Below are 13,559 nucleotides of genomic sequence, written 5' to 3'. Positions count from 1 at the left end.
TCCTCGCGCTCCCCCTTGGCCGGTGCGGCGGCCACCCCGGTCGCGGCCCTCGTGGTGGGCGCCGCGGCCTTCGGGGGAGACGGCGCCGTGGTGGCGGCCGACTCCTGGCTCGGCGGTGCCGAGGGGGCGGCCTCGGGAGCGGGGGCGTTCGGGTCGGCCAGCATGGTGGCCTCGCCGCGTTCGGGCTCGGTGATCGGTGCCGTCACGGACGGGTCGCGCTCGCCGGTGGGGACGAAGAAGCGGGTGCCTGCGTAGGTCGCCCCGACCAGGATCACCAGCGCGACCAGGGTGAGCGCGCCGGTCAGGGCGACCCGCAGCCCGCGGGAGCGGTGCGACTCCAGGCCGTCCCCGTCGTCCGGTAACACCTCGACGGGTGGGGCGGGCCGCTCGCGCAGGGCCGTCGGGCGCACCGCGCTCTGCCGGGCCTCGCGCGGATGCCGGTCGGTGGAGCGGGGACGGTAACCGGGGTCGTAGGCGTCGCGCGGGGGTCGACGACTGCCACGCTCGGGCTCCGGCTCGTCGTCGTCGAAAAACGAACGGCCGGGTCTGTTTGACACCTCGAACCTGGACATCGTGTCCGACACTAGGCGCCCGGCCGCAGGTCGCGGGCCTCGATAAATGAGCTTCTAAGGCAGATTTATGGGGAGCGCTCAGTTTTGCCGGCCCGGTTCGCCGAGGTCCGCGAAGGTGCGGGCGGACCATCCCAGCGCCGCGAGGTAGGCGGTCGCCAGTTCCATCGAATCGATCGAGGCGCGGCCCAGCGTGTGGAGGTCGACCCGTTCGTAGGCGCGGACCGTCTGCAGCACCTCCCCCAGCCGGCCGCCGCCGGTCTGCAGCGCGAGCGCCACCTCCTCGGTCAGCGGCAGCCGGTCGGCGATCTCGGCGAGCGGTTCGCCGACCAGTTCGGCGACGCCGGAGAGCAGCCCGACGGTGAAGCCGGACGCGCCGGAGAGTCCGAGGTGCTCGGCCACGGTCTGGCAGAGCCGGGCCCGGATCATCGTGTTGGAGAGCTGATCCTCCGAGGCCTCGCAGACGTCGCTGATCAGCATGAGCGCGACCCACTCGCGGATCCGGCGCATGCCGAGCAGGACCACGGCCTGCTGGATCGAGGAGACCCGGTTCGTCATGCCGGAGGCGGCGTTGTTGGTGGCGCGCAGCACCCGGAAACTCAGTGCCGCGTCGGCCGTCACGATCTCCACGACGTCCTTGATGTCGGCGTCGTCCGAGGTGAGCGTGGTGAGCAGTTCGAGGCGCTTGAGGCGGGACGGGGAGAGGCCGCGCGAGGAGATGACGTGCGGGCGCCCGAGGATGTGCCCCTGGAACAGGTCGAAGCCCAGTTCGAACGCGAGGCCGAGGCGCTCCTCGGTCTCGAGCCGCTCGGCGACCAGTTCGATGTTCGGGTACTCGCGGCAGCGCTTGACCGTCGAGGCGATCTCGGCGGCGTCGGTCTCCAGCATGTCGATCTTGACGTAGGTCGCCATCGGCATGAGCCGGGCGCTCTGCGCGCTCCACTCGAAGTCGTCGAGCGCGATCGTGTAGCCGCTGTCGATGAGGCGTTCGACGCCGGCGACCACCTCGTCGTCGATCGGGACGCTCTCCAGCACCTCCAGCACCGTCTGCCCGTAGTCGAACGGCACCGGCAGCTCGCCGACGAGGAACTCGCGGGTGAGGTTGACGAAGCAGGGCCGGTCGCCGACCAGCTGGTCGAGCCCGAACTCGGTGAACGCCGTGACGATCACCTGGCTGGTGGCGAAGGCGTTGCGGCTGGTGGCGGTCAGCGCGTCGGCGTTCCCCCGGAACAACAGCTCGTAGCCGACCACATCGCCGACACGGTCGTAGACCGGCTGACGGCCGACATGGATCGGTCGCGTCGCGGTCCCCGACTCGGTCGAAGCTGCTGTCACGGTCCGAGAATCGGCGCGACGCCGGTCGGACCTGAGGATTTCCGCACCGGATCCTGACCTTCCCGAACCGGAGATGCTCCGTTCGCACCGTAGCGGGATGATTACCGGTTTAGCCTCAGCCCATGGAGGCGTCTCTGCGCAGGCACGACACGATCTACGTGGGCGGCGAGTGGATCAAGCCCGCCAACACGGACACGATCGAGGTAATCAACCCGGCGACCGAACAGGTCATCGGCGTCGTCCCGGCCGGCGGCCCGGAGGACGTCGACGCGGCGGTCGCGGCGGCCCGCGGCGCCGCCGACGAGTGGGCGGCCACCCCGCCCGACAAGCGCGCGGCCCACCTCGCCGAACTGCGGGACGCGCTCAACACCCACCGCCGCACCGCCGCGATGCTCGTCACGAGCGAACTCGGCGCACCCGTGCGCATCGCCGACCGGGTGCACGTCGGCACCCCGATCGACGTGCTCGACTCCTACGTCGAACTGCTGTCGACGTACGAGTTCCACGAGCGCATCGGGCACTCGCTGGTGCTCTCCGAGCCGGTCGGCGTCGTCGGCGCCATCGCACCGTGGAACTACCCGCTGCACCAGGCCGTCGTCAAGATCGCCGCGGCGCTGGCAGCCGGGTGCACCGTCATCCTCAAACCGGCCGAGGAGACGCCGCTGAACGCGTTCCTGCTCGCCGAGGCGGTACACGAGGCCGGCCTGCCGGCGGGCGTGTTCAACCTGGTGCCGGGCGGGCCGGCGGTCGGCGAGTCGCTCACCTGCCACGAGTCCGTCGACATGGTGTCGTTCACCGGTTCGACGGCGGTCGGCAAACGCATCGGCGAGCTGTGCGGCAAGCAGATCAAGCGCGCCTCCCTCGAACTCGGCGGCAAGTCCGCGAGCGTCGCGCTGCCCGGCGGCGACCTCGCCACGGCGGTGAAGGTGACCGTCGCCAACGTGATGCTGAACTCCGGCCAGACCTGCAGCGCCTGGACCCGGCTGCTGGTGCCGAACGAGCGGATGGACGAGGCGGCCGACATCGCCCGTTCCGTGGTGGCGCGCTACACCTGCGGCGACCCGCTGGACCCGGAGACCCGGGTCGGGCCGCTGGTCTCCGAGGCGCAGCGGGCCCGCGTGCTGCGGGAGATCCAGACCGGCACCATGCAGGGCGCCCAGCTGGTGGCCGGCGGCGAGGAACCCCCGCCCGGGCTCGACCGCGGCTACTACGTGCGCCCGACGGTCTTCTCCCACGTGCGCCCCGACGCGACCATCGCCGTCGAGGAGATCTTCGGCCCGGTGCTGTCGATCATCGGCTACGCCGACCGTGACGAGGCCCTCTGGATCGCGAACGGCACCGAGTACGGGCTCGCCGGCGCGGTGTGGGCGGCCGACGAGGAGTCCGCGGTGGCGTTCGCGCGCCAGTTGAAGACCGGGCAGGTCGACATCAACGGCGGGCGTTTCAACGTGTTGGCGCCGTTCGGCGGGTACAAGCGTTCGGGGATCGGGCGGGAGTTCGGGCGGCACGGGCTGGAGGAGTTCCTGGAGTACAAGTCGCTGCAGCTCTAGCCGTTTCGCCGGTGCCCGGGAGCCACCGGGGGAAGAGGCTCCCGGGCGGCATACCCGAGGCGTTCGAACGGATGTGGCGGGGTGGCGGAGGTCCCTCTCTCGTCACCTTCGCTTGACGGCCGTTCGCGCAGGCCCGTAGGTTTTCGTAACCAGGAAGGAACGGGAAGCCGGTGAGAAACCGGCACGGTCGCGCCACTGTGACCGGGTCCGCCCGGGAGTCAGACCTTGTTCCTTCGCAACGCCGCCACCGCTGGGACGCGCTTTCCCCACAGGAGGTCCACGTGACATCGCCAACCACCACCACCCAGGTAGCCACGCCGATCCCGGTCTCCCAGCTCCTTCCCTGGGCCGGCTTCGCGCTGCTGATGGCCGCACTGCTCGCCTACTTCGTCGGCGTCGAGGGTGGGGTGTCGTCGCTGGTCAACGGCCCGTTCATCCACGAGTTGACGCACGACGGCCGGCACCTGCTCGGCTTCCCCTGCCACTGAGCCCACTTCAGTGGCCCGCACTCTTCTGGTGCGCGGCATGCTGGCCGGCGTCGTCGCCGGCCTTGTCGCGCTGCTCTTCGCGTACTTCTTCGGTGAGCCGCAGGTCGCTCAGGCGATCGCGGTCGAGGAGGCGCACGCCGCCTCGCACGGCGCCGCCGAGGGGGGCGCGGAGCCCGTCAGCCGCGCCGTCCAGTCGACCCTCGGTCTCGGGATCGCCGTCGTGGTCCTGGCGATCGCGATCGGCGGCCTGTTCGGCATCGCCTTCGGTTTCGTGAACGGCCGGATCGGCGGCGTCGGCGTGCGGGGCACCGCACTCGGCGTGGCCGTGGTCGGCTGGACCGCGGTGATTCTGGTGCCGTTCCTCAAGTACCCGGCCAATCCGCCGGCGGTCGGCTCCGAGGAGACGGTCGGCCAACGGACCGCCATGTACTTCCTCATGCTCGTCGTCTCGATCGCGGCGGCGGTCGGGGCGGTGATCGCCGGCCGTTCGCTGGTGCGGCGCCTCGGCGCGTGGAACGGCATCGTCCTCGCCGTGCTCGGCTACGCGGCCGTGTGCTTCGTCGCGGCGTACCTGCTGCCGGACCTGGCGGCCGACACGCACGGCTTCCCGGCCGATCTCATGTGGCGGTTCCGGGTGGCGTCGTTGGGCACGCAGGCGACGCTGTGGGTGTCGTTGGGCCTGGTCTTCGGTGCGCTCACCGAGCGGGCGGCCCGTCCCCGCGGCGCGTCCCGGGCGAGCACACCCGCGCCCGTGGCGTGACCGCCCCCGCCGGGCTGACGCCGCTTCCGGCGGCCGCGCTGCGTGCGGCGTTGGCCGCCGACGCGGGCAATCCGTTGCTGGCCTTCGCGCCGGGGGCGGCGGAGGGGCCGGTTGTCTCGCCGGCTTCCGCGGCTCCCGGAGCTTCCGGGGTGTCCACTGTGGACGGTGGGGGCGGCCTGGAGTTGCCGCGCGGGGCCGGCCACCTGGTGGACGCCGTAGCGGCGTGGTTGGGCGTCGCGGAGCGGCGGGTCGCGGCCTCGCTCGTCGTGCTCGGCTACTCCGCGCGGCTGCTCGGCCCGACGGTGCGCCTGGCGCACGCCGGCATCGCGGTGGACGCGCGGCCGGCGGCGGTGCGGTACTCGTTCGCGGCCGGGGTCGGCTTCCGGCTCTCGCTGGTCGCCCCCGCCGGGTGGGCCGGCCCGCCGGAGGCCGTCGCCGCGCACTGGTGCCGCGAGGTCGTCGACGACCACCTGACGCTGCTGATCGATTCCGTGCGGGCCGACACCCCGGTAGCGGCGCCCCTGCTCTGGGGCAACGTGGCGTCCGGGCTGGTCGGCGCCGCGAAGGCCGCCGGCGCCGGGTCGTTCCTCGCGGCGGCGCTGGAGCACGGGCCGCTGCGGGGCGCCGGGTCGTTCGCGGCCGGTGCCTTCGTGCGGCGCACCTGCTGTCTGTACTACCGGCTGCCGGGTGGCGGCTACTGCGGGGACTGCCCGCTGCCGCGCACCCCGTCGGGAACCACGAGAAGAGGGCCACGATGACCGCTGTCCTGCTGTCCACCGCCGACACCGACCTGTTGGCCGCGCGGGCCAGCGGCGCGCCGTGGTGGGTCGCCAACCCCGACCGGCTGCCGCTTTCGGAGCTGCCCGGCGACGCGGACTTCTTCGTCGTTCGGCTGCTGGGTGGGCGCCGGGCGTGGCCGGACGGGCTCGACGCCGTTCTCGCGACGGGGCGGCCGGTCATCGCGATCAGTGGCGAGGCGGTGCCGGACGCGGAGCTGACCTCGGTGTCGACCGTGCCGGCCGGCGTGGTGCACGACGCGCAGCGGTACCTGGTCGAGGGCGGGCCGGCCAACCTGCTGGAGCTGTACCGGTTCCTGTCGGACACGGTGCTGCTGACGGGTGAGGGTTTCGCGCCGCCGGTCAGCACGCCGGCGTTCGGGGCGCTGGAGCGCTCCACCGTGGACGGTCGGCCCACCGTCGGCATCGTCTTCTACCGTTCGCACGCGCTCGCCGGCAACACGGCGTTCGTGGAGACGCTCGCGTCGGCGATCGAAGCGGCGGGCGGCAACGCGCGACCGGTCTTCGTGCCGTCGCTGCGGTCCGTGCCCACCGAGCTTTCCTCCCTGTTGAACGGCTGCGACGCGCTGGTCGTCACGGTGCTCGCGGCCGGCGGGACCGTCGCGGGGGACGCCTCCGCCGGCGGGGACGAGGACGCCTGGTCGGTCGACGCGTTGGCCGCGCTCGACGTTCCGGTGATCCAGGCGCTGTGCCTCACGTCGAGCCGCGCCGCGTGGGAGGCGTCCGACGCGGCGCTCTCCCCCATGGACGCGGCGATGCAGGTGGCGATCCCGGAGTTCGACGGGCGGCTCATCTCGGTACCGCTCTCCTTCAAGGAACACGGCGACGACGGGATCCCGCGCTACGTGGCCGATCCGGAGCGGGCCGCGCGGGTGGCGGGCATCGCGCTCGGGCACGCCCGGCTCCGGCACCTGGCGAACGCCGACAAGCGGATCGCGATCGTCCTGTCGTCGTATCCCACCAAGCACTCCCGGGTCGGGAACGCCGTCGGCCTCGACACGCCCGCGTCGGCCGTGGCGCTGCTCGGCGCCATGCGCGAAGCGGGGTACGACGTCGGCGACGTGCCCACCGACGGGGATGCGCTGATCCACACGCTCATCGCGGCCGGTGGGCACGACGTCGAGTGGCTGACCGAGGAGCAGCTCGCCGCCGCGCCGGCGCGGGTGCCGCTGGCCGACTACCGGGTGTGGTTCGAGGCGCTGCCCGAGGAGCTGCGGGAGAACATCCGCACCCATTGGGGCGAGCCGCCCGGCGGCCTCTACGTCGACGGTTCGGACATCGTGCTGGCGGCCCTGCGGTTCGGCAACGTGACGCTCATGATCCAGCCGCCGCGCGGCTTCGGCGAGAACCCGATCGCCATCTACCACGACCCCGACCTGCCGCCGTCGCATCACTACCTCGCCGCGTACCGGTGGCTCGCGTCCGCTGTGGACGCCGTGGTGCACCTCGGCAAGCACGGCACGCTGGAGTGGTTGCCCGGCAAGGGGTTGGGGCTGTCCGCCTCGTGCGCGCCGGACGCCGTTCTCGGGGACCTGCCGTTGGTGTACCCGTTCATCGTGAACGACCCGGGCGAGGGCACGCAGGCCAAACGGCGGGCGCACGCCACCGTCGTGGACCACCTCGTGCCGCCGATGGCCAGGGCCGACACCTACGGCGAGATGGCGAAGCTGGAGCAGCTGCTCGACGAGTACGCCACGGTGCAGGCGCTCGACCCGGACAAGGTGCCCACCGTGCGCGCGCAGATCTGGACCCTGATCCAGGCCGCCCAGCTGCACCACGACCTGCACCAGGCGGACATGCCGGGCGACGACGAGTTCGACGACTTCGTGCTGCACGTCGACGGGTACCTGTGCGAGGTGAAGGACTCGCAGATCCGCGACGGGCTGCACGTCCTCGGGGGCGCGCCGGCCGGCGAGGCGCGGGTCAACCTGGTGCTGTCGATCCTGCGAGCCAACCAGATGTGGGGCGGCCGTCAGGCGCTGCCCGGTCTGCGGTCGGCGCTCGCGAACCGCTACGGCCTGTCCGAGCACGACCTCGCCGGCTCCACAGTGGACGCACCCGAGGCGCTGACGTCCGTCGTGGACGGTCCCGCCCGCACCGGTGCCGACGTGCTGGACCTGCTGGAGACGCTGGCCCGCCGCCTGGTCGTCGCCTGCGACGAGCGGGGATGGGCGACCGACGGCGTGGTGCGGGAGGTGCTGGGCGACGCCGATTCCACTGTGGAGGGTGTGCTCCGGTTCGCCGCCGACGAGGTGGTGCCGCGGCTCGCCGCCACCACGGACGAGATCACCGCCACGCTGCACGCGCTCGACGGCGGCTACGTGCCGGCCGGGCCCTCCGGCTCCCCCACCCGCGGCCTGGTGAACGTCCTGCCGACCGGCCGGAACTTCTACTCCGTCGACCCGAAGGCGATCCCCTCGCGCAACGCGTGGGACGTCGGGCAGGCGCTCGCCGACTCGCTGCTCGCCCGGCACCGCGCCGACACCGGGGAGTGGCCGCGCACCGTGGGCCTGACCGTGTGGGGCACCTCGGCGATGCGCACCCAGGGCGACGACATCGCCGAGGTGCTGGCGCTGCTGGGCTGCCGGCCGGTGTGGGACGACGCGTCGCGGCGGGTCACCGGGTTCGAGATCGTGCCGTCGCACGAACTGGGCCGGCCGCGCGTCGACGTGACGATCCGGATCAGCGGCTTCTTCCGCGACGCGTTCCCCCATGTGGTGACGCTCCTCGACGACGCGATCGCGGCGGTGGCCAAGCTCGACGAGCCCGACTCCGACAACCACGTCGCCGCGCACGCCCGCGCGGACCTGGCCGAACACGGCGACTGGCGGCGCGCCACCACGCGCGTCTTCGGCTCCAAGCCGGGCGCCTACGGGGCCGGCCTGCTCCCGCTCATCGACGCCCGGAACTGGCGCGACGACCGCGACCTCGCCGAGGTCTACGCCGTCTGGGGCGGCTACGCCTACGGCCGCGACCTCGACGGCAGAGCCGCCCGCGACGACCTCGAACGCGTCTACAAGCGCATCTCCGTGGCCGCCAAGAACGTCGACACGCGTGAGCACGACATCGCCGACGCCGACGACTACTTCCAGTACCACGGCGGCATGGTGGCGATGGTGCGCGCGCTGACCGGCCGCAACCCGCAGGCCGTCATCGGCGACTCGCACCGGCCGGAGGACGTGAGGACGCGCACGCTCGCCGAGGAGACGGCCCGGGTGTTCCGCGCCCGCGTCGTCAATCCCCGCTGGATCACGGCCATGCGGCGGCACGGCTACAAGGGCGCCTTCGAACTGGCCGCCACGGTGGACTACCTGTTCGGGTACGACGCCACGGCCGGCGTGGTGCAGGACTGGATGTACGAGAAGCTCGCCGAGTCCTACGTGTTCGACCAGGAAACCCGGGAGTTCCTGGAGACGTCAAACCCGTGGGCGCTGCGCGGCATGACCGAACGCCTCCTCGAGGCCGCCGAGCGGGGCCTGTGGGAGTCGCCGCGACAGTCCACACTGGACGGACTCCGGCAGGCGTACCTGGCGACGGAGGGCGATCTGGAGGACCGATAGGGTCCTGTCCCGTGCTGGAGACATTGGACGACGTCGACTGGGCCGCCCTGGAGCACGCGTACGGGGAGGCCACCGACGTGCCGGAGCTGATCCGCGCGCTCGCCGAGGGCGACACGGACGACGCGCTGGACGAGCTGTACGGCAACATCTGGCACCAGGGGACGGTCTACGAGGCGACGGCGCACGCGGTGCCGTTCCTCGTCGAGGTGCTGGACGCGCCGGCCGCGGACCGGGCGGCGGTGCTGATCCTGCTGTCGCACCTGGCGACCGGTTCCTCCTATCTCGACGTGCACGGCGACCTGACCGGCCGGGTCGACCGGGACCGGCTCGCCGACGAACTGGCCTGGGTGCGCGCCGCCCGGGAGGCCGTCCTCGCCGGGGCGCCGGCGTACCTGCGGCTGCTGGCGGACGACGACGCCGATGTGCGCTCGACCGCCGCGTTCGTGCTGGCCACCTGCGGAGTGTCCGACGCGCTGCCGGCGCTGCGGGAGCGGCTGACCCGCGACGGCAGCGGCACGGTCCGCGCGGGTCTCGTGCTCGCCCTGCACGCCCTCGGCGACGGCAGCGGCGCCGCTGCCGCCCGGCTGACCGACCCCGACCCGCTGGTCCGCGTGGCGGCGGCCGTCACGGTGATCCTCGGACGGCGCGGAGCCGGTACCGCGAAGGGCGCGGCCGACGTCGCAGGGCGGCCCGAGGCCGACGAGGCGGCCGCGCTCGACGTGCTGGAGCGCGACGTGCCCTCCACAGTGGACGATGTGCCGGCCCTGCCCTGGGCGGACGGTGCCGACGCGGCCGCCTGGACGACGGGCGCGCTCGGTGACCGCTGGGCGGACCGGATCAGGTTGGTGGACGCGTGGACCCGCCATCCCGACGCCGAGGTGCGCCGGATCGCCGCGTACGCGATCGTGCGGCCGCCCGAGGCGCACCGTCCGGCGGTCGACGCGCTCGTCCCCGTGCTGCAGCGGCTGCTCGCCGACGAGGACGAGCGGACCCGCGGGTGGGCCGCGCAGCTCCTCGCCGACCTCGGTGCGCCGGCGGCTCCGGCGGCCGACGTCCTGTGGGACCTGGTGTCGCGCGAACGCCCGACGGAGGGTGCGGCCGCGGCGCAGGCGTTGCGCGCGCTGTGCCACCTGCGCGACCCTCGGGCCGACGCGAAGGTCGCCGAGCTGCTGTCCGGGTCCACAGTGGACTGGGGTGTCGTCGGGTCCGTGCTGCCCTTCCTCGGGCCGTGGGCGCCGCGGTGCCTCGCCCCGCTGACCTCCCTCATCGGCACGGCCCCCACCGGCAACGCCCGCATCGGCGTCATCGACGCGGTCGGCCGGTACGGCGCGGACGCGGCGCATGCCGTTCAGGCGATCCGGGAGCAGTTGCCCGTGCAGCCGCACATCGTCACGCAGGTGCTCGGCGACCTCGGGCCGCTCGCCGTCGACGCGCTGCCCGACCTGCGCGACGCGCTGCGCTACGACAACGACTACGTGCGCCTCAACGCGGCGCGGGCGGTGTACCGGGTGGGCGACATCGTCGACGAGCCGCTGGCGGTGCTGCGCGCCGACATCGTCGAGGACCGGGCGCGCAGCCGGGCGCTGGAGGTGCTCGCCGAGTTCGGTCGCCACGGCGCACCGCTGTCCGACCTGCTGCCGCCGCTGTTCGACAGTTCGGACGAGTGGGTGTCGAGCCGGGCGGCGATCGCGTACTGGAGGGTCAGCGGCGACGCCGCGACGGCCGTGCCGGCGTTGCTGCCGCACGTCGTGGCGCTGCCGCGCGGGGTCGCCGTGGTGCGCTGCCTCGCCGAGATCGGACCGCCCGCCGCGGCCGCGCTCCCCGCGCTGCGGGCCGGTGCCGGCGACGACCCGCTGTGGAACGACGCGATCGCCCGCATCACGTCCCGGTGAACACCTCGACGCGGCCCCGGCCGTTCTCCTTCGCCCGGTAGAGCGCCAGGTCGGCGCGTTGGATCAGGGTCTCGGCCTCCTGCGTGTCGTCGGTCAGGGTCGCGATGCCGATCGACACCCCGATGGTGACCGCGCGCCCGTCGAGGTCGAACGGTTCGGTGAGGTACTGCTGGATCCGGTCGGCCACGGCCTGCGCGTCCTCGACGCTGCGGATCCCGCGGCAGAGCACCAGGAACTCGTCACCGCCGAAGCGGCTCACGAAGTCGTCCGGCCGGGTGGCGTCCGTCAGGCGCTGCGCGACCTGCTTCAGCAGCGCGTCGCCGGCGGCGTGCCCGTAGGTGTCGTTCACCGGCTTGAACCCGTCGAGGTCGAGAAAGAGCGCGGCGACGATGCCCTCGCCGTTCGGCCCGCGGTTGCGCCGCCGGTCGGCGATGGTGCCCTCGGCGCGTTCCATGAACAGCGCGCGGTTCGGCAGGCCGGTGAGCGCGTCGTGCAGCCGGGCGCGGGCCAGCCGGGCGGCGCTGACCAGGGCCGTGCAGCCGATCACCAGGATCAGCGCCAGGGCGGCGCAGAACGCGGCGAACAGCTGCCAGGCGACCCGTTCCGTCGCCTGCACCGGCGCCAGCAGGGCGGCCCGCGGCGCCGCCGTGACGGCCCGCCAGCGGCTGCCGGAGACCTGACGGGACGCGAAGTAGGTGCCGCCGACGGTGCCCGCCGCCTTGGCGGTGACCGCCGCCGCCAGGGCCGGGTCGGTGAGTCGGCTGCCGGCTGCGGCGCCGTTCGAGGCGGCGATGATCCGGCCCGTGCCGTCGAGCACGTACGAGTCGCCGGTCGGGATGCCGATGACCCGGGAGAACAGCACGCCGACCTGGCTCAGCGGCACCGGTTCCGCCAGGACGCGCGGGCCGTCGACGCCCCGGAACGGCTGGTAGGCGACCACGCTCGGCACGCCGCCGGTGTCGACGACGTCGCCGAAGGCCAACGTTCCGCTCCGGTTGGCGATCTCGAACCCGGGATCGGCGACCAGGCTCCGCGCCGTCGGGGTCTGCGCGACCGGCTCGGAGACGATGAGTTCGCCGTCGGGTCGCAGCACCGCGTACCAGGCGGCGGTCAGCGCCACGGTGCCGCGCTGCGCCGCCAACTCCGCGGCCGTGCCGGCGTACGTGCTCTCCGCGACGGCGCGGGTCTGCTCGTCACTGCCCGCCAGCGTGCCCCCGACGGCCCCGGCGATGATCTCGGCGCGGGCGCCGAAGTCCGCCAGCGTCTCGCTCCGGGCCGCCGACGTGGTGCGGGACAGGTAGACGCCGGTGCCCGCCATCAGCGCCGCGGCGATGAGCACGGCGAGGGCGACGCTCACCGAGCGCACCGCCGACGATGCCGTCCGGCTGGCGTTCACGCTCCAACGCATCGGCAGCCCGGCGCGCCACACAAGTGGAGCGGGGCCGTCCGTTGCGCACCGCCGCTCCCACCGGTCGACCGGCGCCGCACCCGCAACGCGAGGTCCGAATCCCGCCGGACGTTCGGGCCGCCGGGCGGCAGGCTCGACGGCATGCACACCCACGTCGACCTGAAGGTCCTGTACTTCGGCACCCCGGTGGTGCTCATCGGGTCCCGCAATCCCGACGGAACGCCCAACCTGGCGCCGATGTCGTCCGCGTGGTGGCTCGACGACAGCGCCATGCTCGGGATGGGCAACGCCTCCCGCACCACCGCCAACCTCCGGCGCGAACGCGCGTGTGTGCTCAACCTCGCCCCGTCGACGCTGGTGGACGCGGTCGACCGGCTCGCCATGACGACCGGCCGTCCCGACGTGCCGGCGTACAAGGCGAACATGGGCTACCGGCACGTCGCGGACAAGTTCGCGGCCGGCGGGTTGACGGAGCAGGCGGGCGAGGTCGTCGACGCGCCACGGGTCGCGGAGTGCCCGATCCAGCTGGAGTGCGTGGTGGAGCGGGCGCACCCGTTCGGCGACGGCGCGACGGCGTTCCACGTGCGGGTGGTGCGCGCACACGTCGAGGAGTCGCTGCTCGTCCCGGGAACGTCGCACGTGGACCAGCTCGCCTGGGACCCGCTCATCATGAAGTTCTGCGAGTTCTTCGGCGGCGGCGCCAACGTGTACCCGTCGCGGCTGGCCAGGGCGTGGGAGATCCCCGGAACGTACAAGAATTCACCAGTGGGATCCGGCACGCTGGAGGCATGCAGCAGCCGGTGAATGTCCACGACGCGCTCAAGACGTTCGACCAGATCTACAGTCCGCGGATCGTGGCGCGGGTCAACGACTACGACGTCCGTATCGCGCACACCCGGGGTGAGCACGTGTGGCACGTCCACGACGACACCGACGAGTTCTTCCTCGCCCTCGACGGGCGGTTCGACATCGCGATCCGGGACGCGGACGGCACCGAACGCACCGTGTCGCTGCGCCAGGGCGACGTGTTCGTGGTGCCGAAGGGCACCGAGCACAAGCCGTCCTCGCCGGGTGGCGCGATCCTCATGTTCGAGCCGACGGGCACGGTCACGACGGGCGACCGCCACGAGGGGGCGATCCCGTCCACAGTGGACAGCACCGCCGGCCACGAACTGGCGTGACCGGCGGTACCTGTGTTCG

Annotated in this window: 10 protein-coding genes, 1 pseudogene and 1 riboswitch; of the genes and pseudogenes, 8 read left to right on the top strand and 3 right to left on the bottom strand. The window is 73.1% G+C overall.

What is annotated here, in order from left to right; all coding sequences use genetic code 11:
* A pseudogene (locus tag Val02_RS22495) lies at window positions 1-572 on the bottom strand (hypothetical protein); the annotation flags it as partial.
* A gap of 78 nt (window positions 573-650) precedes the next feature.
* Window positions 651-1,904, bottom strand: coding sequence for an EAL and HDOD domain-containing protein (locus Val02_RS22490; RefSeq protein WP_203901121.1), 1,254 nt, complete (start codon window positions 1,902-1,904; stop codon window positions 651-653).
* 122 nt (window positions 1,905-2,026) lie between these two features.
* On the opposite strand from Val02_RS22490, the gene Val02_RS22485 reads away from it, so the two are divergent.
* From Val02_RS22485 to Val02_RS22460, 6 genes are all read left to right on the top strand, one after another.
* Window positions 2,027-3,454: an aldehyde dehydrogenase family protein gene (locus Val02_RS22485; protein ID WP_203901120.1), complete on the top strand. Its 1,428-nt coding sequence runs from the start codon at window positions 2,027-2,029 to the stop codon at window positions 3,452-3,454.
* A gap of 153 nt (window positions 3,455-3,607) precedes the next feature.
* Window positions 3,608-3,689: riboswitch (adenosylcobalamin (AdoCbl) riboswitch) on the top strand.
* A 46-nt stretch (window positions 3,690-3,735) separates the two neighbouring features.
* Window positions 3,736-3,942 carry a CbtB domain-containing protein gene (locus Val02_RS47530; protein ID WP_239153246.1) on the top strand — a complete coding sequence of 69 codons (207 nt, stop codon included), beginning with the start codon at window positions 3,736-3,738 and terminating at the stop codon, window positions 3,940-3,942.
* A 10-nt stretch (window positions 3,943-3,952) separates the two neighbouring features.
* The gene (locus Val02_RS22475; protein WP_203901119.1) at window positions 3,953-4,702 is read left to right on the top strand and encodes a CbtA family protein; all 750 of its coding nucleotides are present in this window, start codon (window positions 3,953-3,955) and stop codon (window positions 4,700-4,702) included.
* Window positions 4,699-5,460 (top strand): (2Fe-2S)-binding protein, encoded by a 762-nt coding sequence (locus Val02_RS22470; protein ID WP_203901118.1) that lies wholly within the window; start codon window positions 4,699-4,701, stop codon window positions 5,458-5,460. Before Val02_RS22475 ends, Val02_RS22470 begins: the two co-directional genes overlap by 4 nt.
* Window positions 5,457-9,059, top strand: a complete 3,603-nt coding sequence (gene cobN / locus Val02_RS22465) for a cobaltochelatase subunit CobN (protein ID WP_203901117.1) — start codon at window positions 5,457-5,459, stop codon at window positions 9,057-9,059. The genes Val02_RS22470 and cobN overlap by 4 nt, the downstream gene beginning before the upstream one ends.
* 11 nt (window positions 9,060-9,070) lie before the next feature.
* Window positions 9,071-10,951 (top strand): HEAT repeat domain-containing protein, encoded by a 1,881-nt coding sequence (locus tag Val02_RS22460; protein ID WP_203901116.1) that lies wholly within the window; start codon window positions 9,071-9,073, stop codon window positions 10,949-10,951.
* On the opposite strand, the gene Val02_RS22455 is transcribed toward Val02_RS22460, so the two are convergent.
* Window positions 10,938-12,308: a GGDEF domain-containing protein gene (locus Val02_RS22455; RefSeq protein WP_203901115.1), complete on the bottom strand. Its 1,371-nt coding sequence runs from the start codon at window positions 12,306-12,308 to the stop codon at window positions 10,938-10,940. The genes Val02_RS22460 and Val02_RS22455 overlap by 14 nt on opposite strands.
* Window positions 12,309-12,500: 192 nt before the next feature.
* Here Val02_RS22455 and Val02_RS22450 point away from each other — a divergent pair, with 192 nt between their 5' ends.
* Together Val02_RS22450 and Val02_RS22445 are read left to right on the top strand one after the other, a co-directional pair.
* Window positions 12,501-13,163, top strand: a complete 663-nt coding sequence (locus Val02_RS22450; protein ID WP_203901114.1) for a flavin reductase family protein — start codon at window positions 12,501-12,503, stop codon at window positions 13,161-13,163.
* Window positions 13,148-13,540 carry a cupin domain-containing protein gene (locus Val02_RS22445; protein WP_203901113.1) on the top strand — a complete coding sequence of 131 codons (393 nt, stop codon included), beginning with the start codon at window positions 13,148-13,150 and terminating at the stop codon, window positions 13,538-13,540. Before Val02_RS22450 ends, Val02_RS22445 begins: the two co-directional genes overlap by 16 nt.
* Window positions 13,541-13,559 lie beyond the last annotated feature (19 nt).

This window comes from Virgisporangium aliadipatigenens, from assembly GCF_016863615.1.
Lineage (GTDB): Bacteria > Actinomycetota > Actinomycetes > Mycobacteriales > Micromonosporaceae > Virgisporangium > Virgisporangium aliadipatigenens.
This window is presented reverse-complemented; position numbering and strand designations above follow the sequence as displayed.

Excerpts from the sequence above, each read along its gene's own strand:
- cobN (WP_203901117.1), top strand. The coding sequence starts at position 5,457 with ATGACCGCTGTCCTGCTGTCCACCGCCGACACCGACCTGTTGGCCGCG.
- Val02_RS22450 (WP_203901114.1), top strand. The coding sequence starts at position 12,501 with ATGCACACCCACGTCGACCTGAAGGTCCTGTACTTCGGCACCCCGGTG.
- Val02_RS22485 (WP_203901120.1), top strand. The coding sequence starts at position 2,027 with ATGGAGGCGTCTCTGCGCAGGCACGACACGATCTACGTGGGCGGCGAG.
- Val02_RS22445 (WP_203901113.1), top strand. The coding sequence starts at position 13,148 with ATGCAGCAGCCGGTGAATGTCCACGACGCGCTCAAGACGTTCGACCAG.